23 protein-coding genes are annotated in these 26,047 nt (G+C 48.3%); 8 read left to right on the top strand and 15 right to left on the bottom strand.

Annotated features, from left to right (window positions below; genetic code table 11):
- Nucleotide 1: 1 nt before the first annotated feature.
- Nucleotides 2-1,045 (bottom strand): biotin synthase BioB, encoded by a 1,044-nt coding sequence (bioB, locus tag N3Z11_RS14195; RefSeq protein ID WP_260657854.1) that lies wholly within the window; start codon nt 1,043-1,045, stop codon nt 2-4.
- Between the two features lie 129 nt (nt 1,046-1,174).
- On the opposite strand from bioB, the gene bioA reads away from it, so the two are divergent.
- Entirely contained in the window at nt 1,175-2,470 is a 1,296-nt protein-coding gene (gene bioA / locus N3Z11_RS14190; protein ID WP_260657853.1) for an adenosylmethionine--8-amino-7-oxononanoate transaminase, read from the top strand.
- A gap of 31 nt (nt 2,471-2,501) precedes the next feature.
- On the opposite strand, the gene N3Z11_RS14185 is transcribed toward bioA, so the two are convergent.
- On the bottom strand, nt 2,502-2,783 hold the full coding sequence (locus tag N3Z11_RS14185; RefSeq protein WP_260657852.1) for a hypothetical protein: 282 nt from the start codon (nt 2,781-2,783) through the stop codon (nt 2,502-2,504).
- Between the two features lie 48 nt (nt 2,784-2,831).
- A complete protein-coding gene (locus tag N3Z11_RS14180) occupies nt 2,832-3,206 on the bottom strand; it encodes a hypothetical protein (protein WP_260657851.1) in 375 nt (124 codons plus the stop codon).
- Between the two features lie 107 nt (nt 3,207-3,313).
- On the opposite strand from N3Z11_RS14180, the gene asnS reads away from it, so the two are divergent.
- Nucleotides 3,314-4,714: an asparagine--tRNA ligase gene (gene asnS, locus N3Z11_RS14175; protein WP_260657850.1), complete on the top strand. Its 1,401-nt coding sequence runs from the start codon at nt 3,314-3,316 to the stop codon at nt 4,712-4,714.
- 150 nt (nt 4,715-4,864) lie between these two features.
- On the opposite strand, the gene N3Z11_RS14170 is transcribed toward asnS, so the two are convergent.
- The 4 genes from N3Z11_RS14170 to N3Z11_RS14155 all read right to left on the bottom strand — a co-directional run bounded on the left by N3Z11_RS14170 (nt 4,865) and on the right by N3Z11_RS14155 (nt 10,782).
- Nucleotides 4,865-5,425, bottom strand: coding sequence for an NAD(P)H nitroreductase (locus tag N3Z11_RS14170; RefSeq protein WP_260657849.1), 561 nt, complete (start codon nt 5,423-5,425; stop codon nt 4,865-4,867).
- Between the two features lie 133 nt (nt 5,426-5,558).
- Nucleotides 5,559-6,989 (bottom strand): glycogen synthase, encoded by a 1,431-nt coding sequence (locus tag N3Z11_RS14165; RefSeq protein ID WP_260657848.1) that lies wholly within the window; start codon nt 6,987-6,989, stop codon nt 5,559-5,561.
- Nucleotides 6,990-7,009: 20 nt separating this feature from the next.
- Nucleotides 7,010-8,242: a glucose-1-phosphate adenylyltransferase gene (gene glgC, locus N3Z11_RS14160; RefSeq protein ID WP_260657847.1), complete on the bottom strand. Its 1,233-nt coding sequence runs from the start codon at nt 8,240-8,242 to the stop codon at nt 7,010-7,012.
- Between the two features lie 521 nt (nt 8,243-8,763).
- A complete protein-coding gene (locus N3Z11_RS14155; protein ID WP_260657846.1) occupies nt 8,764-10,782 on the bottom strand; it encodes an NADPH-dependent 2,4-dienoyl-CoA reductase in 2,019 nt (672 codons plus the stop codon).
- A 157-nt stretch (nt 10,783-10,939) separates the two neighbouring features.
- Between N3Z11_RS14155 and sppA the strand changes: the two genes are divergently transcribed.
- Nucleotides 10,940-12,823: a signal peptide peptidase SppA gene (sppA, locus tag N3Z11_RS14150; RefSeq protein ID WP_260657845.1), complete on the top strand. Its 1,884-nt coding sequence runs from the start codon at nt 10,940-10,942 to the stop codon at nt 12,821-12,823.
- Nucleotides 12,824-12,930: 107 nt separating this feature from the next.
- Here sppA and N3Z11_RS14145 read toward each other — a convergent pair whose 3' ends face one another.
- The 6 genes from N3Z11_RS14145 to seqA all read right to left on the bottom strand — a co-directional run bounded on the left by N3Z11_RS14145 (nt 12,931) and on the right by seqA (nt 22,264).
- Nucleotides 12,931-13,311 carry a VOC family protein gene (locus tag N3Z11_RS14145; RefSeq protein WP_260657844.1) on the bottom strand — a complete coding sequence of 127 codons (381 nt, stop codon included), beginning with the start codon at nt 13,309-13,311 and terminating at the stop codon, nt 12,931-12,933.
- A gap of 218 nt (nt 13,312-13,529) precedes the next feature.
- Nucleotides 13,530-16,571 (bottom strand): FAD-binding and (Fe-S)-binding domain-containing protein, encoded by a 3,042-nt coding sequence (locus N3Z11_RS14140; RefSeq protein ID WP_260657843.1) that lies wholly within the window; start codon nt 16,569-16,571, stop codon nt 13,530-13,532.
- A gap of 174 nt (nt 16,572-16,745) precedes the next feature.
- Nucleotides 16,746-17,117 (bottom strand): hypothetical protein, encoded by a 372-nt coding sequence (locus N3Z11_RS14135; protein ID WP_260657842.1) that lies wholly within the window; start codon nt 17,115-17,117, stop codon nt 16,746-16,748.
- A gap of 298 nt (nt 17,118-17,415) precedes the next feature.
- The gene (locus tag N3Z11_RS14130) at nt 17,416-19,905 is read right to left on the bottom strand and encodes a glycogen/starch/alpha-glucan phosphorylase (protein WP_260657841.1); all 2,490 of its coding nucleotides are present in this window, start codon (nt 19,903-19,905) and stop codon (nt 17,416-17,418) included.
- Nucleotides 19,906-20,092: 187 nt separating this feature from the next.
- The gene (gene pgm, locus N3Z11_RS14125; protein ID WP_260657840.1) at nt 20,093-21,742 is read right to left on the bottom strand and encodes a phosphoglucomutase (alpha-D-glucose-1,6-bisphosphate-dependent); all 1,650 of its coding nucleotides are present in this window, start codon (nt 21,740-21,742) and stop codon (nt 20,093-20,095) included.
- 9 nt (nt 21,743-21,751) lie between these two features.
- Nucleotides 21,752-22,264, bottom strand: coding sequence for a replication initiation negative regulator SeqA (seqA, locus tag N3Z11_RS14120; protein WP_260657839.1), 513 nt, complete (start codon nt 22,262-22,264; stop codon nt 21,752-21,754).
- A 137-nt stretch (nt 22,265-22,401) separates the two neighbouring features.
- Here seqA and N3Z11_RS14115 point away from each other — a divergent pair, with 137 nt between their 5' ends.
- The 4 genes from N3Z11_RS14115 to fldA are packed head-to-tail and all read left to right on the top strand — an operon-like array spanning nt 22,402 to nt 24,258.
- Nucleotides 22,402-23,163, top strand: a complete 762-nt coding sequence (locus tag N3Z11_RS14115; RefSeq protein WP_260657838.1) for an alpha/beta fold hydrolase — start codon at nt 22,402-22,404, stop codon at nt 23,161-23,163.
- A gap of 59 nt (nt 23,164-23,222) precedes the next feature.
- Complete coding sequence (locus N3Z11_RS14110) at nt 23,223-23,444, top strand: DUF2788 domain-containing protein (protein WP_260657837.1); 222 nt, start codon at nt 23,223-23,225, stop codon at nt 23,442-23,444.
- A complete protein-coding gene (ybfE, locus tag N3Z11_RS14105; protein WP_260657836.1) occupies nt 23,444-23,716 on the top strand; it encodes a LexA regulated protein in 273 nt (90 codons plus the stop codon). The genes N3Z11_RS14110 and ybfE overlap by 1 nt, the downstream gene beginning before the upstream one ends.
- A gap of 11 nt (nt 23,717-23,727) precedes the next feature.
- A complete protein-coding gene (fldA, locus tag N3Z11_RS14100; RefSeq protein WP_260657835.1) occupies nt 23,728-24,258 on the top strand; it encodes a flavodoxin FldA in 531 nt (176 codons plus the stop codon).
- A gap of 132 nt (nt 24,259-24,390) precedes the next feature.
- Here the strand turns inward: fldA and N3Z11_RS14095 are convergent, their stop codons facing one another.
- Nucleotides 24,391-24,879, bottom strand: coding sequence for a DUF4442 domain-containing protein (locus N3Z11_RS14095; RefSeq protein WP_260657834.1), 489 nt, complete (start codon nt 24,877-24,879; stop codon nt 24,391-24,393).
- A gap of 156 nt (nt 24,880-25,035) precedes the next feature.
- On the opposite strand from N3Z11_RS14095, the gene fur reads away from it, so the two are divergent.
- Nucleotides 25,036-25,476 carry a ferric iron uptake transcriptional regulator gene (gene fur, locus N3Z11_RS14090; protein WP_260657833.1) on the top strand — a complete coding sequence of 147 codons (441 nt, stop codon included), beginning with the start codon at nt 25,036-25,038 and terminating at the stop codon, nt 25,474-25,476.
- 50 nt (nt 25,477-25,526) lie between these two features.
- Here the strand turns inward: fur and N3Z11_RS14085 are convergent, their stop codons facing one another.
- Nucleotides 25,527-25,943 (bottom strand): hypothetical protein, encoded by a 417-nt coding sequence (locus N3Z11_RS14085; protein WP_260657832.1) that lies wholly within the window; start codon nt 25,941-25,943, stop codon nt 25,527-25,529.
- Nucleotides 25,944-26,047 lie beyond the last annotated feature (104 nt).

Below are 26,047 nucleotides of genomic sequence, written 5' to 3'. Positions count from 1 at the left end.
ATCAGCTGGCCGCATGAAATAACGATGGTGTGTTTTGTTCGTTAATAGCATCGGCCATGGCCGCTTCATAGGCTTCATCCGACACTTCATGGCGCTGCTCTGGTTTTAACCCCAGTTTGGCAAAAAGCTGCATATCGGCATCGGCTTCCGGGTTTTCGGTGGTTAACAGTTTGTCACCGTAAAAAATTGAGTTGGCACCGGCCATAAAACACAAAGCCTGCATTTGTTCGTTCATCCGCGAGCGGCCCGCTGATAAACGCACATGGCTTTTTGGCAGCATAATACGGGCAACGGCGATAGTGCGGATAAACTCAAAACCGTCTAAATCTTCCACATTTTCCAGCGGTGTGCCGGCTACTTTTACCAGCATATTGATAGGCACACTTTGTGGATGCTCCGGCAAATTGGCAATTTGCATTAAAAGCGCTGAGCGGTCATTGGCACTTTCACCCATGCCAACAATGCCACCACAACAGACTTTCATACCAGCATCACGCACATGGCTTAAGGTATCTAACCTGTCCTGATAAGTACGGGTGGTAATAATTTCACCGTAAAACTCGGGCGAGGTGTCGAGGTTATGGTTGTAATAGTCCAGACCGGCTTCTGCCAGCTCACGCGCCTGCTGGCCGTCAAGCTTACCCAGTGTCATACAGGTTTCCAGCCCCATGGCTTTCACACCTTTGACCATTTCCATAATGTAGGGCATGTCACGTTGTTTCGGGTTACTCCAGGCGGCGCCCATACAAAAACGGCTTGCGCCTTTGTCTTTGGCGGCTCTGGCCTGGGTCAGTACTTTTTCAACTTCCAGTAAACGTTCGCGCTCAAGGCCTGTGTTGTAATGGCCACTTTGCGGGCAATATTTGCAGTCTTCTGCGCAGGCGCCGGTTTTAATCGACAACAGCGTGCTCACCTGCACTTCCTGCGGATTAAAGTTGGCTCTGTGCACAAGCTGCGCCTGAAACATCAGTTCATTAAATGGCAATGCAAAAAGTGCATTCACTTCGTTGAGTGTCCAGTTGTGGCGCACTGCTGAATTTGACATAAATTTCCCTGTAAGCCTTAAATAGCGGCATTGTAGTTCGATGAATTTGCCGCTAGTCTAGCCGCCTGCCTTTTGAAGTCAACGCCAACCAGTTACGCAAGTTTACCACTGGTTAATTAGTGAGCATTTATGGCTATTGATCTTGCTTTTGACCGCCAACATATCTGGCATCCTTACACTTCGCTGAAAAATCCATTGCCGGTGTATCCGGTGATCAGGGCCGAAGCTTGCCGGCTTTATCTGGAAGATGGCCGCAGTTTAATAGACGGCACTTCCAGCTGGTGGTCGGCGGTGCATGGTTATAACCACCCAAAGCTCAATGCGGCTGTTACCACACAACTTGCCAGGATGAGCCATGTGATGTTCGGCGGCATAGTACACCAGCCCGCGGTGGATTTAGCCAAACTGCTGCTGTCGATGGTGCCTGACGGCTTAAACAAAGTGTTTTTTGCCGACAGCGGCTCTATTGCGGTGGAAGTGGCGCTGAAAATGGCGCTGCAGTACTGGTTGTCTAAAGGTGCGCAGGCAAAAAGCAGAATATTAAGCCTGAGTAAGGCCTATCACGGCGACACCTTCGCCGCTATGGCGGTGTGCGATCCCGATGATGGCATGCATAGTTTGTTTCGCAGTCAGTTAACCCCCCATTTATTTGCACCGGCACCACAAAGCAGGTTTGACGGCCAGTGGCTGGAGGAAGACGGCCAGAAACTGCGGCAAATCTTTGAGCAGCATCATCATATGCTTGCCGCCATGATAGTGGAGCCAGTATTGCAGGGCGCCGGCGGTATGCGGATGTATCATCCGGAGTATTTAAAAGTTTGCCGCGCTTTGTGTGATGAATTTGATGTGCTGCTGATTTGTGACGAAATTGCCACAGGTTTTGGCCGCACCGGCAAGTTATTCGCCTGTGAACACGCCGCCATCAGTCCGGACATTCTGTGTTTGGGCAAAGCACTCAGTGGTGGTTACATCACCCTTGCCGCCACACTTTGCAACGACAAAGTTGCCAACGGCATTTCAGGCGCCTTAATGCACGGGCCTACCTATATGGCCAATCCGCTGGCCTGCAGTGTAGCTATCGCCAGCCTTGAGCTGATTCAACAAAACCAGTGGCCTGCACAGGTCAAGGCGATTGAACAACAGCTGAAGGCGGAACTTGCTCCAGCGCTGTTGCTGCCACAGGTGGCTGATGTGCGGGTGTTAGGCGCCGTCGGTGTCATAGAAATGACCGGTAATGTGGATGTGGCTTTATGTCAGCGGCTTTTTGTTGAACTCGGTGTCTGGATCCGGCCTTTTGGCAAACTGTTGTATCTGATGCCACCTTTTATCATCAGCAGCAAGGAACTGACACAATTAACTCAGGCGTTACTGCATGTATGTCAGCAGCAGATCCTCACCACTGAGGCGCCTTTACCTGGCGCCTGAGTGCTGTGCTCAGAGGAGCAGAGACGGCTGTTTATTTTAATTGAAACTTCTGCTCAGTCTGGACATCCCCCTGTTGTTTGGCGCGCGCTTTATTTATCGCTTCATCAATTGCAGCGACTTTCGGATCTTTTTTCTTAAAGGGGTCGGTTTTGCCGGATTTTTCTTTTTGTTTGTCGATTTGCTTCTGCATATAAATGCCGGTGGCTACAGCCGTCGTTGCATCAATCACATCGTTGCCGGTTTGTACCTGAACACAAGCAGTTAGCACGAATAAAACAAAGACAATCAGAACATTACGCATTTTAAATCTCAATTATTTTACATTTTTATCACTTTAGGCACCCCAAACTGAATACCAGCTTTATAAAATAATCGCCAGATACAACAACACCGCCGAAGACATCAGCAATAACACCACCAGGTTATAACGCAGATGATCACCGGCGCGCCTTAACCTGAATCTGTTGAGTAGCAAACTCAGCAAGCTGATACCGCAGCACCACCACAACAGGTAAATCAGCCGTGCGGTTAGCGTTGGATCCCAATAATCCCGCACCTGAATATTCAGATATTGCAAAAAACCATACTGCACTTCCGGTTTGGCCAGATGACTGATACCGATCGCAATCACAAAAACCACCCAGCCGGCAATCGACAGCCAGTTGATGCTTTGCAACAGCCAGTCCGGGCCATGACGGCGGTTTTTTTTTGGTAATGATGCATTTTGCTCAGTCAAATCGGGCTTCCCGTCAATTTTTGCTTGTGTTGAACCGCCGCCTGCGTATGATTACACCTCCTAAGTTAAATTCAAATGTTTACACGCAGCAAGTTGGAGCCTATTGCATGACGCATGCAGTGATTAAAGATGTTTTAGCCGGCAAATATGCAGTCGGCGACCTGGTTACCGTCAAAGGTTGGATCCGCACCCGTCGTGATTCCAAAGCCGGTATTTCTTTCCTCGCCGTACATGACGGCAGCTGTTTTGATGCACTGCAAGCCGTCGCTCCGGCCGAATTAAATAATTACGAAACCGACATTAAACGCCTGACCACAGCCTGTTCTGTGGTGGTGACAGGTACTATTGCCCGCTCTGAAGGTCAGGGCCAGGCTTATGAAATTCAGGCCAATTCGGTTGAAGTACTGGGTTTTGTTGAAAATCCGGATACTTACCCTATGGCGCCAAAACGCCATTCGATGGAATATCTGCGTGAACAGGCGCACTTACGTGCCAGAACCAATATGGTCGGTGCCATTACCCGCGTTCGCCATTGTCTGGCACAAGCCATTCACCGCTTTTTCCACGAGCGTGGTTTTTATTGGATCAGCACCCCTATTATTACCGGCGCCGATGCTGAAGGTGCTGGCGAAATGTTCCGGGTCAGCACTTTAGATATGGAAAACCTGCCACGTGATGACAAAGGCAAAGTGGACTACAAACAGGACTTTTTTGGCAAAGAAACATTCTTAACTGTGTCTGGCCAGCTGAACGTCGAAACTTATGCCTGTGCTTTGTCAAAAGTGTACACCTTCGGCCCGACGTTCCGTGCAGAAAACTCCAACACTACCCGTCACTTAGCTGAATTCTGGATGATTGAGCCAGAAGTGGCTTTTGCCGAATTAAAAGACGTAGCGCAACTGGCCGAAGACATGCTGAAGTTTGTGTTTAAAGCTGTGCTGGAAGAGCGCGCCGACGATATGGCATTTTTTGCCGAGCGCGTTGATGATAAAGCCATCAGCCGTCTGCAGGACATTGTCAGTTCCAGCTTTGTGCGAATGGATTACACCGAAGCGGTAGAAATCTTAAAAAGCTGCGGCAAAAAGTTTGAATACCCGGTGGAATGGGGTGTGGACTTACAGTCTGAACACGAACGTTATCTGGCCGAAGTGCATGTTGGCGCGCCGGTTATTTTGCAAAACTATCCAAAAGACATTAAAGCCTTTTATATGCGCATGAACGAAGATGGCAAAACTGTGGCTGCCATGGACATTCTGGCACCGGGCATTGGTGAAATTATTGGTGGATCACAGCGTGAAGAGCGTTTAGAGCAGCTCGACGCACGAATGGACGCTATGGGTCTGAATAAAGAAGACTACAGCTGGTACCGCGACCTGCGCCGTTATGGCACTGTGCCACATGCCGGTTTTGGTTTAGGTTTTGAGCGTCTGGTGTCTTATGTCACTGGCGTGGGCAACGTGCGTGATGTCATCGCCTTCCCACGGACACCGGGCAACGCCGACTTCTAATCGAAACCCTCACGGTTTATCGATAAAAACGCCATCGTCACGATGGCTTTTTTATTGTCACTGACCCGTCCTAAATAACGTTAACACTTTTCCAAATAAAAAAACCACCTGCGAATGAGGTGGTTTTTACCACAAGCAGCTATTTCAGCTTTATTCAAAATAACTGAAAAACTCGGCAGTATCCGGTATTGCCCTTTGTGGTGCCTCACCGGCACAGGTGCCGAGATATAAATAACCGACAATTTCGTCGTCTTCGCCCAGGCCCAGTGCCTGTTTCACAAATTCATACTGGGCGTAAGCCCCGGTGCGCCAGATCCCGCCAAACCCCTGGGCAAAAGCGGCCTGCTGCATCGCCATCACACTACAGGCGGCGGATTGCACCTGTTCCTGCAGCGGAACTTTGGCATGTTCAGTACATTTGGCAATACAGGCAATGACCATAGGCGCACGCAGCGGTAATTGCCGTGCTCTTTCCAATAACTCGTTGGCAATAGATGGATCTTCCTCCAGTGCAGCTTCAGCAAAAATATCACCTAGTTTTGCCAGCGCTTTTTTGCCCTGAAAAATCACAAAACGCCAGGGTTTTAAACCACCGTGATCAGGCACTTTTAATGCTGCCTGTTTAATCAACTCTAATGCTTCACCGGCGGGTGCCGGTTCAGTTAAACGTGAAGAAGAATAGCGGGTTGTTAATAACGTAATAGCATCCATAACATCAGCCCTTGAAAAAATGCCCTGTAAGGCTAGCAAATAAAATCAAAGCAGGACAATAGTTTTCATTCGCTCCGGGCTGATTGCTGCAGCGCTAAACAATCCGTGCCGAAGAAGCGGGCAGCACGCCCTGTTATGTCGCCTGTTGGTACATCTTCAGGTATTGTTCTGCCGCTTCGCCCCAGCCAAAATATTGTTGCATGCCTCTTTGCTGTACTTTCTGATATTTAGCTTTGTTCTGATATAAGGCTTCAGCCTGTTGTAAGGCGCCGAGCAAAGCCTCAACATCAGGCTCGGTAAAACTGATGCCAGTGGCGCCCCGTGCGGGCAACGCCAGCACCGTATCTTTTAAGCCACCGGTCGCACGTACTATAGGCACAGTGCCATAACGCAGGCTGTAAATCTGGTTCAGACCACAGGGCTCAAACAAACTTGGCATCAGAAAAAAATCGCCGGCAGCTTCAAGTTGATGAGAAAAATCTTCATCAAAACCTTCGATAAAACGGTATTGCAACGGATATTGCTGCTGCAGTGTTTTGAGTGGCTGAATATATTTTTGCTCGCCAGTGCCCATCATCACCACCTGAGCACTGCTGCTGGCAAGCCAGTGACTTAACGCTGGGATCAGATAATCAAAGCCTTTTTGCCCTGTGACCCGGCTGACTGACACAAACAACGGCACCTTGCTGTCGGCCAGGCCCATTTGGCGGCGTAATTCAGATTTACACAACCCTTTACCGGTTAAATCAGCGCTGTGGTAATTAGCCACTAACGACTTATCGGTTTGCGGGTCCCAGCGGCCATAATCACAACCATTCACAATACCACTAAAATGCTGTTGCCTGGCTTGATACAGACTACTTAAACCATTGGCAGCGGGTTCAGACAATAACTCTTGCCGATAGCCCTGACTGACGGTATTAAAACTGCTGCAATGGGCGACGCCCAGACTTAACAGGCTGAGCGGCACGTCGGCCGGACAGTCGGACGTGCTGATACCCAGCATGGCTAAGTCGTGCCGGGCTATGCCCTGCTGATAGGCAGCATTATGAATGGTGAGCACAAAACGACTTTGCAGCAACAGCCCCTGTTGCTGCATTTGTTTCAGATATAAAGCACCAGCGGCTGATTGCCAGTCGTGACCATGGATCACATCTGGCTCGATGCCATTTTCGCTGAGGTAATAAAGCGCCGCCTTACAAAAAAAGGCAAAACGCAGCGCGTTGTCATGATAAGGATGCTCACCATCATCATAGGGTCTGGCTCTGGCAAAAAAGTCATGATGTTCAATCAGTGCTATCGCAATACCATCACTGACCAGATGGCGCACAGCACAACCATAACGCTGATTGCCAAGCTCCACATAAACGGATTGCCAGTCGTCTAGCAGCGCTTTGTTATACAAAGCACCATAACGGGGCATCAGCACAATCACCTTATGCCCTTTGGCCTGGAGTGCCTGTGCCAGACCACGTGTTGCATCGGCCAAACCGCCGGTTTTTAGCAAACCTTCAAATTCACTGCATAAAAAGACTATCTGCATCCGACCTTTTCGCTCCAACATGCCAACAACAGGCAACAGTTCTAATCAAAACCGACCAGTGCCCCTTTTGGGATCACCACCACGCCATCAGGGGAGACGTGAAAACGCTCCCTATCCAGCACCGGATCTTCACCAATAATGGTGCCTGGCGCAATTTTTACATCTTTATCGATAATAGCGCGGCGAATACGACAACCCCGGCCAATATCGTTGTTGCCCATCAGCACACTTTTTTCAATATAACTGTGGCTGTGTACGTGGACGTTATAACCCAGAATGGAATGATAAACGATAGAGCCACTGACAATACAACCCGCAGCCACCATAGAACTGATGGCCTGCCCTGTTCTGTTGGCTTCATCATGGACAAACTTGGCCGGCGGTACAGGTGGCGTGTAACTGCGTAGCGGCCAGTATTTGTTATATAAATCAATGGGAGGCACCACAGAAATTAAATCCATATTGGCTTCGTAATAAGAGTCAATAGTGCCCACATCCCGCCAGTACCCCCAGGCGGCCTCTTTTTCACCGCGGATAATATTGGTCGAAAAGTCATACACATACACATCACCAGACGGAAAGAGTTTTGGAATGATGTTATGACCAAAATCGTGTTTGGAATCCGCTTGTGCCGCGTCTTCTTCCAGCACATCGACCAGACAGCGCGCTTCAAAAATATAATTGCCCATAGACGCCAGCACAAAATCAGGATTGCCCGGAATGGTTTTTGGGTTGGATTTTGGTTTTTCTTCAAAACCAATCATTTTGCCCTCTGCATCCACTTCAATGACCCCAAATTCATGGGCTTGTGACACCGGCACCGGAATAGCCGCGACTGTCAGTCTGGCATTGCGCTGCCGGTGAAAATCCAGCATCTGGCGCACATCCATTTTGTAAATATGATCACCGCCAAACACACAGACATGTTCAGGATCCAGGCCATGAATCAAATGCAGGTTCTGATAAACAGCATCGGCCGTGCCCAGATACCAGTGTTTACCGGTTTGCATTTGCGCCGGAATAGGGTCGATAAATCTGTTGGTTAACCCCGTCACCCGCCAGGCCCGGCTTAAGTGTTTCATCAGCGAATGGGATTTAAACTGCGTGATCACAAAGATCTGTAATAAGTCTGAATTCACAAAGTTATTCAGTACAAAATCGATGATGCGGTAGTTACCGCCAAAAGGCACTGCAGGTTTAGCGCGGATCCCTGTTAATGGCGCCAGTCTGGTGCCTTCTCCACCTGCCAAAATCATTGTTAATACACCTGACATCTGAGACTCCCTGTAAATCAACACCAGTGCCGGTAGCACATGAGCTATGCCTGCCGGCGTTTGATAGGTAACAGCCCTTATACCCAAACCTGTCTTGTTTTATTGCATGCCCGCTACAGCGCAACAAACAAAAATATCTTTTGCCGCCCCCTGCTTTGCCAAGCGCAGCTTAAGCACATTGCAAAGCCAATACCATGATGAATCACACATCGATAAATCCTGTCACAGCCAGAATAAACGCCACAGTGTGTGACTGAGTGTATGTCGTTGCTGTGGCAACTGTATGACAAAATGCGCCTTTTTGGTGCAGGGTTTTCTTTGTGCCCCTTTGCTTCGCACCAAAAGCGCACATTTGTGCCACCGATTGAATGTAATACTGCCTAAAGCAGCCTGCTTGCAAGTAAAATCCGGTTCATTTTTTCTGTACATAAAAAAACCACCAGAAAGCTGGTGGTTTGATGGTTTTTATCGATAAAAAACGGCGCTGTTGCCGGCGCCGTTTCTGTCAAAAAATAGTTAAATTAAATACGGGCTGCGAGCTCAGCCCCTTGGCGAATGGCTCTTTTAGCATCCAGTTCAGCAGCCACGTCAGCACCGCCAATCAGATGCACACTGCAGCCTTTGTCCAACAAGCCCTGTTGCAGTGCACGTTGTGGCTCCTGACCTGCACAGATCACCACATTGTCCACATCCAGACAACGTTGTTGCCCGCCAAGCTCCACCCATAAACCTTCATCATCCACCCGCAGATACTGGGCGCCAGAGAGCATATCCACCGCTTTTTTCTTTAATGAAGCGCGATGGATCCAGCCAGTGGTTTTGCCTAGGCCGGCGCCCACCTTCGAATTTTTCCGCTGCAACAGATAGACTTTGCGCGGTGGCACTTCAGGGGGTTGATCCGGCAATAAAGCACCACGGCTTTGATAGTTTTTATCAATACCCCAGTCTTTGAGCCAGGCATCCGGTTGCAGCGTGAGCGAATGAGGTTCAGTCAGATATTCAGCCACATCAAAACCAATACCGCCGGCACCGATAATAGCCACTTTGCTACCCACATCTTTATGGTCGCGCAGTACGTCCAGATAACTCAACACCTTCGGATGGTCAGCACCGGGTAAATCAAGCTGACGCGGCAGGATACCTGTTGCCAGCACTATTTCATCAAAACCACCGGCTGCCAGCGATTCCACAGTCTGCAGCTGGCCAAGCTCCAGCTTCACCGCATGCAGCTGCAACATACGCTCAAAATAGCGGATGGTCTGGTGGAATTCTTCTTTGCCAGGTACCTGTTTAGCATAATTAAACTGACCGCCAATTTTGTCGTCTTTATCAAACAAGGTGACCTGATGGCCACGCTGTGATGCATAAACACTAAAGGCCATACCTGCAGGTCCAGCCCCGACAACAGCTATTTTTTTGCGTGTTGGCGCCGGATTAAAATTCAGTTCTGTTTCATAACAGGCGCGTGGATTTACCAGGCAACTGGCTCTTTTATTCTGAAACACATGGTCAAGGCAGGCCTGATTACAAGCGATACAGGTGTTAATTTCATCAGCTTTACCGGCGGCGGCTTTATTCACAAAGTCTGCATCGGCCAGGAAAGGTCGGGCCATACAAACTAAATCAGCATCGCCCTTAGCCAGAATATCTTCAGCCACCTGCGGGTCATTAATACGGTTCGTTGCCACCACAGGAATGGTCACTTCCTGCTTCACTTTGGCGGTGATCCAGCTAAAAGCGGCACGTGGCACCATAGTGCCAATGGTAGGTACCCGCGCTTCATGCCAGCCGATGCCGGTGTTGATCATCGTTGCACCTGCTGCTGCCACTTGTATTGCCAGCGCCACCACTTCTTCGTAGCTGTTGCCGTCTTCAACTAAATCCAGCATCGACAAGCGGTAGATAATAATAAAATCAGGTCCGCACAGCTCACGAACCTGACGAATCGTTTCCAGCGCAAAACGGCATCTGTTGTCAAAACTGCCACCCCATTCATCGGTGCGCTGATTGGTGCGCTGACAAATAAACTGATTTATCAGATAACCTTCAGAGCCCATAATTTCGACGCCGTCATAACCGGCTTTTTGCGCCAGACGGGCCGACGAGGCAAAGTCGCGAATAGTGGTACTCACCTGACGTGACGACATTTCAGCAGGTTTAAAAGGGGTAATAGGCGACTGGATTTTGCTGGGCGCCACACTAAAAGGATGATAACCATAACGGCCGGCATGCAGCAGCTGCATACAAATTTTAGCGCCATATTGATGCACTGCAGCTGTCACTTGTTTATGTTTGCCCGCTTGCCAGAACCAGCTAAGCTGGCTGCCAAAAGGCACCAGGTTGCCGCGAAAATTCGGACTGATACCGCCGGTGATAATCAGGCCAACGCCGCCTTTGGCGCGTTCGGCATAAAAAGCTGCCAGTTTGGCAAAACCTTGTTTTTCTTCTTCGAGCCCTGTGTGCATTGAGCCCATCACTACACGGTTTTTTAAAGTGGTAAAGCCAAGATCTAAAGGTTGTAATAAATGTGGATAAGACACTGCGGCCTCTTCTGGTCGTACCTGTTGAATAGCGGAACTTTAGCCGCTTTTAACTGCGCTGACAAGGATTAAACATTTTCTTACAAATTCCGTTTAAGTTTATTGCCTTAATTCGTTATCTTAGCCTCAGACAGAAGTATTTATATAGGTGTTTGTTATGTCGTTAGAAAGACCAGGCCTGCTCAGAAGATTTTTTTCCGCAGTGTTAAAAGTGTTTAAAACCGTCCGGAATCTGGTGCTGAACCTGATTTTCCTGATTATTTTTGTCGGCTTTATCAGCGTCTTGTTATCTGATGACGAACAAGTCGAAGTTCCCGAATCTGCTGCACTGGTGCTGAACCTGAAAGGCGATCTGGTTGAAGAGCTGCGTTTTGTTGATCCGCTGGAAGCCATGATGAACGAAGCTGCCGGCGGCAGCGAAGAAACACCGGAAATTCTGGTGCGCGATGTAGTTAAAGTGCTTGAACGCGCCACTAAAGACGACAAAATTAAAGTGATAGTGTTGGAACTATCAAATTTAGGCCGTGGTTCACTGGATAAACTGCAAACAGTTGGCAGCGCACTGGAGAAGTTCAAAGCGGCAGGCAAAAAGGTACTGGCAACAGGCACTTTTTATGCGCAAAACCAATATTATCTGGCGAGCTACGCTGACAGCATTAACCTGCATCCAAAAGGCACAGTTCTGCTCGAAGGTTACGGCAGTTACCCTATGTATTACAAAAGTGCACTGGAAAAGCTGAAAATCAGCACTCACGTCTTTAAGGTCGGTACTTATAAATCGGCAGTCGAACCTTTCCTGCGCGACGATATGTCACCTGAAGCCAAAGAAGCCAACAGCGCCTGGTTAAACGAGTTATGGAGTAGCTATAAACAACAGGTCGCTGCCCGTCGTGGTTTTGATGTCAGCAATTTTGATGAAAGTTTTGCCAGCTTGTATCAGCGTATCAGCGCAGCCGACGGTGATATTGCCAAATATGCCCTGGACGCCAAACTGGTGGACAGCTTAAAAACCCGCGAAGAATTCCGCCAGGATGTAATTGCATTAGTTGGTGAAGACAAAGAAAACCAAACCTTTAATCAGGTGAATTACGACGAATACCACAGCCTGGTGATCCCAAAAATGCAGATGCCAAACCCAATGACCGACAAGGTCGCACTGATTGTGGCCCGTGGCACCATTGTGGATGGCAATGCCAAAGCCGGTATGATTGGCGGCGACAGTACGGCTAAATTGCTGCGTAAAGCCAGACTGGATGACAAAGTAAAAGCTGTGGTGCTGCGTATCGACAGTGGTGGCGGCAGCGCTTTTGCATCTGAAATTATCTCTGAAGAAATCCGTTTATTAAAAGCGGCCGGCAAACCAGTGATTGCCTCCATGGGCGCAGTGGCAGCCTCCGGTGGTTATTGGATTGCCGCTCCAGCCAACGAGATCTGGGCAGCCCCTACAACTATCACGGGATCTATCGGTATTTTTGCCATGTTGCATACAGCTGAAAACGCGGTTGGCAGCCTGGGTCTGAATGTCGATGGTGTTGGCACCACAGATCTTGCTGGTTTTAGCGCTGGCTTACCGCTGTTTAAAGGCTTGCCGGCTGATGCTGAAAAGCTGCTGCAACGTATGATTGAACGTGGTTACGATGAATTTATCACCCACGTGGGTGTTAGCCGTAACCTCGACAAAACCGCGGTGGATAAAGTAGGCCAGGGCCGCGTCTGGACAGGCACTAAGGCGCTGGAGTTTGGTCTGGTGGATAAACTGGGCACGCTGGAAGATGCTATTGCATCAGCCGCCAGCAAGGCCAGCCTGAGCCAGTTTGATGTCTGGTTGGTTGAGCAGGAATTAACTCCTCAACAACAATTTGTAAAACAGTTGTTTGGTGAAGCCAAAACCATGGGCTTACTGCCGGAAATCACCCCATCTGCTGAGACCAAAGCAGTGCAACAGCTGATGACACAGTTAAAACAGCATGTGGCGCAGTTTAGTCAGTTTAACGATCCAAATGGTATTTACTCTTATTGTTTCAGCTGTGAGCTGCAATAAGATAAAACCCTGCCAATAAAAAAGGAGCTTTAAAGGCTCCTTTTTTATTGCTGTGGTTCTTGTGTTTGCCATAACACGCCACAACAAAGTCTTTGCAAATCGTTGGCTTATTGCATGCTATGCACACCCAGTTTATTACCTGCCGGATCGAGAAACATCCCGATAAAACCATGTTCGCCGATTGCGGTTTTTGCCAGCAACACTTCGCCGCCTGCTGCTGCCACTCTGGATAACACAGGCGCCACATCGGCTGTCTGAAAATACACTGTGGTGCCATTGGCGGAAGGTTTTGCTTCAGGCCCCAACACTAAAGCGCCACCACAACCACTCTGGCCGTGATCAAAAGGAAACAACGCCATTAAATCCGATGCCATCTCCATCATCGTCAACTCAAGCTGAAACACCTGTTGGTAAAATTTTTTACTCTGTTCCATATCTGTGACCGGAATTTCAAACCAGCCCACCGGATTGGTGATTGTTGCTGTCATACTAAACTCCCTTTGTTGTAAAAGACACAGCAAGTGTAGTGCAGATGGCAAAGGTCCGGGAGTTCGCTTGACGTGCGACCCGACTCTGCGCGCAACAGGCTTTTCTGCCAAACAGGTTGAGAGTTACTCCAGGCCAATGTTATTGGGCTGACAAACTAACGAAAAAAAGCCTGCTACAGCAGGCTTTTTAAGAAGCGGCAACCACAGCCAGCTTAGGGTTAACTCAACAACTTTTCGAGCAACTGCAGCGGATGTTGCGGTTTTTGCCCTTCATAACGTTTCACCTGGCTACGGCAGGAAAAGCCTGTCACCAGTACTTTGGATATTTCCGTTTGTTGCAGTGCCTGCTGCCAGCTTAAGTCATATAAAGCGCGGCTATTTTGCTGATTTTGTTTTTCATGGCCATAAGTGCCGGCCATACCACAACAACCAACAGATACCACATCCAGGGTTAAACCTGCTTTGCTGAAAATTTGCTGCCAGCTTTTTTCTGTAGCTGGCAAGGCGGTTTTTTCAGTGCAATGCGCAAATAACCGGTATTTCTCACTCGAATTTAAGGCCGGCAGCTGTTGTTGCACTAACCATTCATGCAGCAACTTCACCTCAAAATCACCCCGTTTGTTTCCTAAAGCTTTGACATATTCGTCGCGATACACCAACACCAAAGACGCATCCAGGCCAATCAGAGGCGCGCCAAGGGCGGTGAGCTGGTTCAGAAAATCAGCGGCATTTTGCGCAGTTTTCGCAAATTCACGTAAAAAGCCTTTCACATGCTGCGGTTTGCCATTGGGTAAAAACGGCAACAGTACCGGGGTAAAACCAAGTTTTTCCAGCAGACTCAGGGCGTCAGCCACTAAATCGGCTTCATAAAAACTGGTAAATGGGTCTTGCACCAACAGCACCAGCTTTTCCCGCTCGGCCAGCGACAGGCTTTGCAACCGGGTTAAGTCAAACTGATATTTATGCTGGATCCGTTCGGCTAAAGTCGGTACCGACAGCAGTGGTGAATCCACATAACCTATGGTTTTTTCCAGCAACCAGGCCACAGGGCGCATCTTTAAGCTAAAGTTGACCAGCGCCGGAGCTTTTGCAAGCTTGGGCGCACTTTGCTCAATACCGGCCACCACATAATCTTTCAGCGGCCTTAAATAACGGCTGTGATACAACTGTAAAAATCGTGCTCTGAACGATGGCACATCGACTTTAATCGGACACTGACCGGCGCAGGCTTTACAGGCCAGACATCCTTCCATGGCTTCCATCACTTCATGGGAAAAATCGGCCTCGCCCCGCTTTTTACCAATACTGTTGCGAATACGCTCAGCGAAATTTTTCAGGCCACCGGACGATGCCAGCAACTGCTGCTCCTGCGCCAATACATCGACGCCTTGCTTGCTCATCAGCCTTAACCATTCACGCATCAAACCGGCGCGGCCTTTAGGGCTGTGGCGGCGGTCTTTGGTAATTTTGCTGGACGGGCACATCGGTGAATTTTCTTCGTAGTTAAAACACAGGCCATTGCCATTGCAGTTGGCGGCGCTGTCGAAACTCTGCCGTACCTGGATGGGGATTTGCCGGTCATAAAAACCACGTTTTACCCCATCCACACTGACCAGCGTATCCTGACTATTCAGTGGCGTACAAATTTTGCCCGGGTTCATCCGGTTGGCTGGGTCAAAGGCGGCTTTAATTTTGCGAAGTTCTGTAAATAAGGTTTCGCCAAAAAAGGCAGGACCATATTCACTGCGATAACCTTTACCGTGCTCGCCCCACATTAAACCGCCATATTTTGCGGTCAGTGCCACCACCTGATCCGACACCTGACGCAGCAGCTTTTCCTGCGCAGGGTCACACATATCAAGGGCCGGGCGCACATGCAGCACACCGGCATCAACATGGCCAAACATGCCGTAACTCAGGCCGTGGCTGTCGAGCAATGCTCTGAATTCCATAATAAAATCGGCGAGATTCTCAGGAGGCACGGCAGTATCTTCAGCAAAAGGCAAAGGTTTTTGCTGGCCTTTGGCATTGCCGAGTAAACCAACGGCTTTTTTACGCATCGCATAAATCTGATTAATAGCGCCTAGATCGTAGGTCAGCTGATAACCGATAATGCCACTGTCACCTGTTGCTAAGGCCTGTTGCAGCCGGCTTTCCAGAGCCGCCACTTTTTGCTGCATGTCCGCTTCATCTTCGGCGTTGTATTCCACCATATTCAGGCCCAGCATGGTTTTGCCGGGCACATCTTCAATGTAGTTTTTCACCTGATGCCAGATAATGTCCTGCCGGGCTAAATCCAGCACTTTACTATCAACGGTTTCCACCGAGGTGGCCTGTGCAGCCACTAAAAAGGGGGCATTTTTTAGCGCACTGACAAAGCTGTCGTATTTGACATTCACCAGGCATTTAAAAGGTGCAATAGGGGTGACATTCAGTTTGGCCTCGGCGACAAAACCTAAGGAACCTTCCGAGCCTGTGATCACCCGGCCTAAATCAAAGCGGGTTAAATCATCATTCCAGACATGTTCTAAATCGTAACCTGTTAAAAAACGGTTTAGCCGTGGGAATTTGGCCAGAATATCGCTACGGTGATCTCGGGTACTGCCCAGCACCTGACGGTAAATAGCACCAATGTTATTCTGCTCTGCCGCCAGCTTTTCAGCTTCTGCCACCGGCATTGGCGCTGTATCCAGCACCTCACCACTGACCAGCACAGTTTTGAGGGCCAGTACATGGTCACTGGTTTTGCCATACACCAATGAACCCTGACCTGAAGCGTCGGTATTGATCATGCCACCAATGGTGGCGCGGTTTGACGTTGATAAATCCGGCGCAAAGAAAAATCCATGGGGTTTTAAAAACGCATTGAGCTGATCTTTAATCACCCCAGCCTGCACCCGCACCCAACGCTCTTTGGCATTAAATTCCAAAATTTCCCGCATATGGCGCGACAAATCCACCACCAGATGTTCAGTCAGTGCCTGACCGTTGGTACCGGTACCGCCGCCTCTTGGGCTGAATTTTAGGCTTTGAAACTGTGTTTGTTGCGCTGTTTGTGTGATGAGCTGTAAATCGGCCAGATGCCGGGGTAACAGCACTGCCTGTGGCAACGCCTGATAGACACTGTTGTCGGTTGCAACAGCGAGTCTCGCGGCATAACTGGTTTCAATATCACCTGCAAAACCAGCGCTTTGTAAGGCCTGGCTAAAAGCAATGACAATTTCAGGTAAGGTATGTTCGGGCGTTAACTTTGGGATCATCACAGGCACAACAACTGATTCACAAAGCACCGAGTATATCATTGTGTGCTGTTGGAAATTAAGCGAAAAAGCATGCTGTTTTTTAACAGGAACCGACTCTGAAACAGGTTTTAATTACAGCGCCTCAGATTTTAATTCTGCATACAGGCGCTGTCATTGGGCAGTTGAGGCAGCTTATAAGGCTTTGTGGTCGATGCTTTCAGACTTCACGATAACTTCGCCTTCAATAATAACGCCGGAAGCCCCCTGCTCCTGCGTTGTACCATAAGCAGAATGAGCCCCTGTATTGCCCTGCGCCGCCCCGCCTGCACCATACATCTGTTGCTGCATCTGCTGCATTTTCTTCAGCAGTTGCTTTTTTTTCCACCACAGCCAGGGCAATAACAACACAGCTACTGTAGCAATAATCATCAGTAAACCGACACCAAAGACTAAAAAGGCCAGTGCAGCCAGCAGCATCAAAATAACACTGAATACACCACCACTGCGGCTTTTGCCAATCTGAATAAAAACCGGAGAAGGCCCTGATGGCCCGGAATTTTTCATGAAATAACCTCGTTTATAAAGCGCATGTTGGACAACTTTTGCACCTGAGCATTCAAACAACTTCAGACCAAAACCAAAATCCAGGCTGCATCTTAACTCTTAATGGGGACTTTGCGTTTTGAAATCCAGCCGGTCACCGGCATTTTTGTGATCGAAGATGTAAGCAAATATAAAAGTGCCGTCGCTCAGTGTGGTACTTGTCGTTGTTTAACCTTCGGAAAAATATAACGCCAAAGCGGTAAAAAATATAAAGCCCGCAAATACGGGCTTTATGTTTTATGTGACGGCGTCAGGCAGATTATTTCCGCCCAATCTGGCATTTTTGCAGCTGCCATACCTTTTGCACATAATCTTCGATAGAGCGGTCAGAAGTAAACTTACTGACACTGGCGGTGTTCAGAATGGCCTTTTTCGCCCATAGCGCCTTGTCCCTGTACCAGCTGTCGATGGTTTCATGGGCTTTGACATAAGAAGGGAAATCCGCCAGCACCAGATAAGGGTCGCCCCCTTCGAGCAGACTGCGTTTAATCGCCGCCAGCTCACCGGGTTTACCCGGGGTGAAATAATCGGTTTCCAGCCAGTCCAGAATGGCCTTCAGCTCAGGGTTATTGTAATAATAATCCCAGCTGTGATACCCCTTCTGTTGTAAGGCTTTGACTTCATCCACAGTTAAACCAAAAATGGCAATATTGTCAGCGCCCACTTCTTCGGCAATTTCAATATTAGCGCCATCCATAGTGCCGATAGTGACAGCACCGTTCAGCGCCAGTTTCATGTTACCGGTGCCGCTGGCTTCTTTACCCGCAGTAGAAATTTGCTCTGACACGTCCGCTGCCGGGATCATTTTTTCGGCAAGGCTCACCCGGTAATTGGGCATAAACACCACTTTTAACCGGTTTTTTACCCTTTTATCGTGGTTAATTTTTTCAGCAATTTTATTAATGGCGTAAATAATTTCTTTGGCCAGTTTATAACCAGGTGCCGCCTTGGCGCCAAACAGGAATACCCTTGGCACCATGTCATAATCCGGGTTTTGCAAAATACGGCGGTACAACGCCAGAATATGCAATAAATTCAGATGCTGACGTTTATATTCATGCAACCTTTTAATTTGCACGTCAAAAAGTGCGTGTGGATCGATGGGTATGCCGGTGAGTTTTTTCACTTCATCAGCTAAATCAGCTTTATTTTGCTGTTTGATGGCCATAAAGGCATCCTGCATTGCCGGGCTGTCTGCATGTTTTTTCAGCTCGGCCAGCTGATGCAACTGGGTCGGCCACTCGCTACCTACAGTTGCATCCAGTAACTTCGACAGACGCTGATTACAGGCTTTAAGCCAACGTCTTGGCGTGACACCATTGGTAATGTTGGTAAATTTATCCGGCCACAACGCCACCATTTCCGGGAATAAATCTGATTTCACCAGCTGTGAGTGAATTTCTGCTACACCATTGACGCGGAACGAGCCCACCACTGACAAATGCCCCATCCGCACCATAGGGTCGTGGCCTTCTTCGATGATCGACAGTTTGCGTTTTTTCTCCACATCGCCCGGCCAACGCACATCTACCTGCTCCACCAAAAAGCGGCGGTTGATTTCATAGATAATTTCCAGATGGCGCGGCAGTACTTTTTCAAACAGCCTTACCGGCCATTTTTCCAAAGCTTCGGGCAATAAAGTGTGGTTGGTGTAGGCAAACACATGCTGACAGATATTCCAGGCTTCTTCCCAGTTCATTTCTGCTCTGTCGACCAGAATCCGCATCAGCTCCGGAATAGCGACCGCCGGGTGGGTGTCGTTGAGCTGAATGACCACTTGTTTGGCAAAATGGCTCCAGTCATCGCCATGCGCCCTTTTGTAACGACGGATAATGTCTTTGAGTGAACTTGAACAGAAAAAATACTGCTGAATTAGACGCAGCTCTTTACCTGCTTCGGTTTCGTCATTGGGGTATAACACTTTGGAAATGGTTTCAGCTTCGATATTCTCGCGCGCTGCGTCAACATAACCGCCGGAGTTAAATACGTCCCAGTTAAAAAAGTCACTGGCGCGGCTTTCCCATAAACGCAACACGTTCACTGAGCTGCCGTTATAACCCACCACCGGAATATCCCATGGCACAGCTTTAATAATACGACCCGGGTGCCAGACTTTTTTCATTTTGCCTTGCAGGTCGTACACAGTTTCGACATAACCGTACACCGAAATTTCCTGAATCGATTCAGGCCGGCAAATTTCCCATGGGTTGCCGTATTCACGCCAGCTGTCCGGGCGCTCTATCTGAAAACCATGCTGAAATTCCTGTTTAAATAAACCGTGTTCGTAATGAATGCCATACCCAATGGCCGGATAATTTAACGTTGCCAGCGAATCGATAAAACAGGCGGCAAGACGACCCAAGCCACCGTTACCCAGCGCCATATCTTCTTCTTGTTGCTCTAAATCGGCAATGTCCATACCAAGCTCGGCCAGTGCCTGTTTGGCCGCGTCATAACAACCCAGGTTATGCAAGTTGTTGCTAAATAACCGCCCCATCAGATATTCGAGGCTGAAATAATGCACAGCGCGGGTATTTTGCTGGTAATGGGTGCGCTGGGTATTACGCAGGCCGTCATAGACAAATTCGTTAATCGAAGCGCAGGTAGCACGCCACCAGGCTTGTGGACTGGCTTTGTTTACATCGGTGCCCAAAGTACCGTGTAAATGCCGGATGATCTTTTCTTTTAATTCAGCGGCCGAAGGTAAAGCCGCTACTGCGACAGTCGCTTCTGTGGTGAGAGGATTCATAAGCCATTTCCAGTTTGCCAGTTCCGATTGCCTTTGTGGCAATCACCGTAGCGTGGTGAAAAAAACACCGCGCCGGTGTGATAATTCATGTAGTAAAATTACAGAATGTACGGCTATTCGTCAAGGAAACCGCTGATTCGGCTGACATTTGTAATTTAATTACATACGAATGCAGCCGCTTGACAACTCAGTTTAACTGCTGAAAAACACTATCAACAAAAGCTTTGGCATCCTGTTCCAGTTGTTGCAAGTGCTCTGCCCCAACAAAACTTTCCAAGTATATTTTATAGCTGTTTTCGGTGCCCGAAGGCCTGGCCGCAAACCAGCCATTTTGCGTGACCACTTTTACACCGCCAATGCTGGCATTATTACCAGGTGCTTTGGTCAGCACGGCAAGAATAGGATCCCCGGCCAGACTGGTCTGAGACACACTGTTTACATCCAGATTTTTCAGCGCATTTTTTTGCGCATAATCGGCCGGGGCGTCAATACGGCGATACAAAGGCGCGCCAAATTCACGGGTCAGCGCCTGATATTGGGTGTACGGGTCAACCCCGGTTTTTGCAATCATTTCAGCAGCCAATAAACCCAGAATAAAACCGTCTTTGTCGGTAGACCAGACAGTGCCATCAAAGCGTAAAAAGCTGGCACCGGCCGACTCTTCGCCGCCAAACACCAAAGTGCCCTGATGCAGACCTTCAACAAACCATTTAAAGCCAACCGGCACTTCATACAAAGGACGGCCGCGCCCGGCAACCACTCTGTCAATCAGCGCACTGGACACCAGCGTCTTGCCGATTTTTTTATCAAGGCCCCATTGTGGTCTGTTGCTGAGCAAATAATTTATCGCCACCGCCAGATAATGATTTGGGTTTAACAGCCCGCCCTGACGGGTCACAATACCATGACGGTCAAAATCAGGGTCGTTTCCAATACCTATATCAAACTGATCTTTCAGTTTAATTAAATTTGCCATTGAATAGGCGGAGCTGCAGTCCATCCGGATTTTGCCGTCTTTATCCAGCGGCATAAATGCAAAAGTCGGATCGACGTTATCGTTGACCACTGTTAAATCCAGCCCATATTTTGCTGCGATCACCGGCCAGAATGCGATGCCAGAGCCTCCCATAGGGTCTACACCAATTTTGATTTTGGCCTTAGCAATAGCAGCCATATCAATAACATTGGCAAGATCATCGACATAAGGGGTGATGTAGTCATGTGGCTGATACAACGGGCTTTGTTGCGCCTGTTGATAATCGACAGCTAACACGCCGGCAAGACCAGATTGAATCAGCGCATTGGCTCTTTGTTCAATCCAGCAGGTGGCATCTGTATCAGCCGGCCCGCCATGGGGTGGATTGTATTTAATACCACCATCGGCCGGTGGGTTATGTGAAGGTGTGATCACAATGCCATCGGCCAAAGCAGCCGGCGCAGAGCCGTTGTAACTCAGAATGGCGTGGGAAATCACCGGCGTAGGCGTGTAACCGCCACCAGAGTGCACCTTGAGCGTCACGCCATTGGCAATCAGTACCTGCACAGCGCTGATAAATGCCGGCTCACTGAGCGCATGGGTATCTTTGCCTAAAAACAGCGGACCTGTGATGCCCTGCGCTTTGCGATACTCGGCAACAGCCTGGCAAATGGCTTTGATATGCACTTCGTTAAAAGAACAGTCGGCTGCACTGCCACGATGACCGGAAGTACCAAAACTGACCCGTTGTGACTGAACCGTTAAATCAGGCTTTAACCCATAATACTCTGAACATAATAACGCGATGTTCGTCAGCAGGTGTTTTGGTGCTGTTTGACCGGCAAGCGGGTGAACCGACATAAATATTCCTTATAAAAAGTCCCGGATAAGTTCTGCTTCTTCCTGTGAATAACCCAGCTTTAATGCAGCTTCGGTTAACATCATTTTTTTCCGGGTAGTGTTGGAGTTGGTGATCACCCAGAATTCGCTATTGGGAATAGGTTTTGGATTGGTACTGCTGCCCGCTTCCAGTAAATCCGCTTCTTTGCGGCCAAAATACACGCGGTTGCGGCCTTTAATGTCCAGCACTTTGGCAAACTGTGTTTTGTGCGCGCGCGCCAGGGCCGACAAAATAATTAAAAACCGGCCAACCACGCTCAGTTCAGCCTGCAAATCCTGTTTGCTTAAAATATCAAATACTTTCTGATCCTGTGCCACAGGAGCACTGGCCGCCAGGCTAACAGTTTCAGATGGCGCCGGGATGACAGTGCTCTGTTGTGGCAGCAATAAACGCCGTAAAATTTCCGAAGCACTTTCCCCAATTTGTTGGGTCTGACTGGCGATGTAATGATAAAGATCATCATCTATTTCTATTGTTTTCATAAAGATACCTTAAAACCCAAACCGACAACCGGCATTATATAAATTGACACAGGCTGACGCCAGCCCGGTATTTTGTTAGGCTGGCGCACTTTTGTTATCGCGCGTCTGTTATAGCGCTTCGTTGTCAAAGGATAAGCATGATATTACATACTGACATAACAGGCCAAGGCGAGCCACTGGTATTGATCCATGGTTTGTTTGGCAGTTACGAAAATTTAGGCGTCATTGCCCGCTCCTTGCAGGACAAATTTCAAATCATCAATCTGGATTTACGTAACCATGGCCGCTCGCCTCACAGTGATGAGATGAGTTATCCGCTGATGGCCGCTGATGTATTGGAAACCCTTAACGCTCTGGGTTTAACCCAGGTGTCAGTGCTTGGTCATTCAATGGGCGGTAAAGTTGCGATGCAGCTGGCACTGATGGCGCCAGAACGGGTAAAAAAACTGATCCTGGCCGATATTTCGCCTGTGGTGAATGAACCCCGCCACGCCGGTATTTTGCAGGCCATGCAACAAATCAATCTTGCCACACTACAAGACAGACGTGAGGCCGACCAGCAATTAAGCGCAACTGTGGCTGAGCTTGGCGTGCGGCAATTTTTGCTGAAAAATCTGCAAAAAGAAGGCGACAAATTTCAATGGCGGCTGAATTTGCCGGCGCTGGTGGCCAATTATCCGCACATTCTGGCAGCGCCCCAGGCGAAGGGCCCGTATCAGGGGCCGGTGCTTTTTATTAAAGGCGGTGATTCTGATTATTTGCTGCCGTCACACCAGGGCACTATTGCACAACTGTTTCCACAGGCCAAAGCCAAGGTCATTCAAGGCACAGGTCATTGGTTACATGCAGAAAAACCAGCCGCTTTTAGCAAAATAGTGGCGGATTTTTTATTGAGCTAGCGCATAAATTTTTTTTCGCTTTGTGCTATAGTGCGCGCGTTTTTTTGAAGGTCATCACCATGTTAAATGAATATATGGAACAAATTGAGGCGGCCAGTTTATGGTTTTTCCTCAGCGTGTTGTTTTTTTTGATAGGAATGGCGATTCAGGACGTATTAAAAAAAGGCAATGTGCCAAAATTTGGCCGGGTATTTGTCTGGATTGTATTATTTTTGGGATGTGCCGGCTTTCTGGCCAAAGGTGTTATTCAGTTTATCTATGAGTCAAAAGGGTTAGGTTAATGGCGAAAATTGCCACAGATCGCACAACTCTTGATTTATTTGCCGGCGAAAAGCGGCCGGGTCGGCCAAAAACCAACCCACTACCGCGTGAAGAGCAGCTGCGACTGAATAAAAGAAACCAGATCCGCCGTGACAAAACCAAAGGGTTAAAACGCATCGAGTGCAAAGTAACAGCTGAGCTGTACTCGCAACTGGATGCCAGAGCGCAGGCACTGCAACTGACCCGCAGTGCGCTGATTGAACAACTGCTGAGCGCAGCGTTAGCAAGGTAAAAGGCACTTATATGGCAACTGTAGGTATATTTTTTGGCAGCGATACCGGTAACACTGAACATATCGCCAAGATGATCCAAAAAGAGCTGGGCAAAAACTTAATTGCGGTGCATGACATTGCAAAAAGCAGCAAAGAAGACATCGCCAGTTACGATTTGCTGATGTTTGGTATTCCAACCTGGTATTACGGTGAAGCACAGTGCGACTGGGATGACTTTTTCCCTGAGCTGGAAAACATCGACTTTAACAATAAGCTGGTGGCGATTTTTGGTTGTGGTGATCAGGAAGATTACGCCGAGTATTTCCTCGATGCCATGGGCACCCTGCGCGATATTATCGAGCCAAAAGGTGCCATTATTGTCGGCCACTGGCCAACCAAAGGTTATAACTTTGTCGCCTCTAAAGCACTGGCTGACAACGACCATTTTGTCGGCTTAGGCATTGATGAAGACCGTCAGCCGGAACTGACCGAAGCCCGTGTAAAACAATGGTGCAAGCAGATTTATGACGAGCTGAGCTTAAAAGACCTCGAAGGTTTATAAGCACCGACGTTTGATCTGTAAAAACAAAAACCACCCTAAAGCGGTGGTTTTTTGTTTTTCAAAGTGCTGAATCTGCTCAAGTAAAACATGCAGCAATGGAACAGGTCGCACTGTCACTGAACCCATAGGCTTTTATGAAGCGCTGTTTGCTTGTTGCGCTCGGTGTTTTGGCTTTTTACGGATATACACAGTACGGTTCACTTCGCAGACAATCTCATTTTTATTGTTTTTGATATGTACTAAAAACTGCGGAAAAAATTTATCCCCCTCTGCGGTGGCCGCTTTAATTTCATCAACCACAGCATCACCCAACCAAAACTCAGCAGTTAAAGTGCCATGCCCCGGCTTGATATAATCGATGTCAGCTTTTTTATCCCACACCATATATTCTTTGCCCAGTGCGCCCATCAGCAGCAGTGGATAAATAGGATCGGTCATCGCAAACATAGCACCGCCAAACTGACTGCTATTAATATTACGTCGCCAGGGCCTGTCATTCAGACTGACACGGGCATATCGATAATCATCAGATAGCTGTTCTACCTTGATACCGTTAAACCAAAACGGCGGCCAAAAATTTAATAAGTGACGCATCACTGCGGGTTTAAATGCCCAGCGCATAAAAGCTCCACCTGGTAAGACCTGTAACGAGAATCATAACCTGAAAACGCCTGCGGCACCACGCTTCCCTTGCACAGGAACAGGAGATTTTACTTTTCCAATCAAAGAGAATAGCCTTATAATCCAAGCCAACAGCAATTATGAGTATCGATACAGATGTCAGATCACAACAGTGAACTTCGTAAAGCCGGCCTGAAAGTGACCCTGCCAAGGGTAAAAATTCTGGAAATTTTGCAGGACCCAAGTCACCAGCACATCAGCGCTGAAGACGTTTATAAAATTCTGCTGGAAATTGGTGAAGATATAGGTCTGGCCACTGTTTATCGGGTACTGAACCAGTTTGACGACGCCGGTATCGTCAGCCGTCACCATTTTGAAGGTGGTAAGTCGGTGTTTGAACTGAGCAGAATGGATCACCACGACCACCTGGTTTGCTTAAACTGCGGCAAAGTGATTGAATTTGAAGACGATGACATTGAGCGCAAGCAGCTGGAAATTGCCGATAAAAATGGCATTAAACTCACCCACCACAGCTTGTATCTGTATGGGGAATGTGTAGATAAAGAGGCTTGTGATAGTTACAAAAATAAAGCCTGATCAATTCTGAACCATAAAAAACGCAGCCTGGCTGCGTTTTTTTATCTGTGTTATGGCAACAAGCTGCATTGTTGTTGCTGGCAGGCCGCCACCGGCTCCGGCACTACCTGACAGGTACTGCGCAGTCCAAGTCTTTGTTGTTGTTCTTGTTTTAACTTTTTATATCTGTCATTGGTAATAGCAAGCAATTTTTCATCGGTGCTTTTGCTTGAATACACCATATATTGCTCAGGCCCGCCACAAGGTCTGTGCCCTACCGCCAGCACTTTGCATTGGGTACTTTGCTGACAGCTTTTATCGGCGGTTAGACGCTGCAGACGCTGATGGAGTTGTTTGGTATCCACCTGTAGCTGTGCCAGCGAACCATCCAGTTGATTGACCATCAGATCTTTTTGTTGTGGCACTGTGCTACAGCCTGAAAGTAAAACCAGCATGCCCAGCAATGTGCTTATTCCCTGCTTTTTCACTTGCTTGTCTCCGGCTTGAAAAAAGTTACAACATTTTAACCAAAACATATGCAATAACAAGCAATTGCACAAATTTCCGGCACTTTTAATGGTGCGAAGTTGTA

The sequence above is a fragment of the Rheinheimera sp. 4Y26 genome, assembly GCF_025245835.1.
GTDB lineage: Bacteria > Pseudomonadota > Gammaproteobacteria > Enterobacterales > Alteromonadaceae > Pararheinheimera.
This window is presented reverse-complemented; position numbering and strand designations above follow the sequence as displayed.

Excerpts from the sequence above, each read along its gene's own strand:
- bioB (WP_260657854.1), bottom strand. The coding sequence starts at position 1,045 with ATGTCAAATTCAGCAGTGCGCCACAACTGGACACTCAACGAAGTGAAT.
- bioA (WP_260657853.1), top strand. The coding sequence starts at position 1,175 with ATGGCTATTGATCTTGCTTTTGACCGCCAACATATCTGGCATCCTTAC.
- asnS (WP_260657850.1), top strand. The coding sequence starts at position 3,314 with ATGACGCATGCAGTGATTAAAGATGTTTTAGCCGGCAAATATGCAGTC.
- N3Z11_RS14170 (WP_260657849.1), bottom strand. The coding sequence starts at position 5,425 with ATGGATGCTATTACGTTATTAACAACCCGCTATTCTTCTTCACGTTTA.
- N3Z11_RS14165 (WP_260657848.1), bottom strand. The coding sequence starts at position 6,989 with ATGTTGGAGCGAAAAGGTCGGATGCAGATAGTCTTTTTATGCAGTGAA.
- glgC (WP_260657847.1), bottom strand. The coding sequence starts at position 8,242 with ATGTCAGGTGTATTAACAATGATTTTGGCAGGTGGAGAAGGCACCAGA.
- sppA (WP_260657845.1), top strand. The coding sequence starts at position 10,940 with ATGTCGTTAGAAAGACCAGGCCTGCTCAGAAGATTTTTTTCCGCAGTG.
- N3Z11_RS14145 (WP_260657844.1), bottom strand. The coding sequence starts at position 13,311 with ATGACAGCAACAATCACCAATCCGGTGGGCTGGTTTGAAATTCCGGTC.
- N3Z11_RS14140 (WP_260657843.1), bottom strand. The coding sequence starts at position 16,571 with ATGATCCCAAAGTTAACGCCCGAACATACCTTACCTGAAATTGTCATT.
- N3Z11_RS14135 (WP_260657842.1), bottom strand. The coding sequence starts at position 17,117 with ATGAAAAATTCCGGGCCATCAGGGCCTTCTCCGGTTTTTATTCAGATT.
- N3Z11_RS14130 (WP_260657841.1), bottom strand. The coding sequence starts at position 19,905 with ATGAATCCTCTCACCACAGAAGCGACTGTCGCAGTAGCGGCTTTACCT.
- pgm (WP_260657840.1), bottom strand. The coding sequence starts at position 21,742 with ATGTCGGTTCACCCGCTTGCCGGTCAAACAGCACCAAAACACCTGCTG.
- seqA (WP_260657839.1), bottom strand. The coding sequence starts at position 22,264 with ATGAAAACAATAGAAATAGATGATGATCTTTATCATTACATCGCCAGT.
- N3Z11_RS14115 (WP_260657838.1), top strand. The coding sequence starts at position 22,402 with ATGATATTACATACTGACATAACAGGCCAAGGCGAGCCACTGGTATTG.
- N3Z11_RS14110 (WP_260657837.1), top strand. The coding sequence starts at position 23,223 with ATGTTAAATGAATATATGGAACAAATTGAGGCGGCCAGTTTATGGTTT.
- ybfE (WP_260657836.1), top strand. The coding sequence starts at position 23,444 with ATGGCGAAAATTGCCACAGATCGCACAACTCTTGATTTATTTGCCGGC.
- fldA (WP_260657835.1), top strand. The coding sequence starts at position 23,728 with ATGGCAACTGTAGGTATATTTTTTGGCAGCGATACCGGTAACACTGAA.
- N3Z11_RS14095 (WP_260657834.1), bottom strand. The coding sequence starts at position 24,879 with ATGCGCTGGGCATTTAAACCCGCAGTGATGCGTCACTTATTAAATTTT.
- fur (WP_260657833.1), top strand. The coding sequence starts at position 25,036 with ATGTCAGATCACAACAGTGAACTTCGTAAAGCCGGCCTGAAAGTGACC.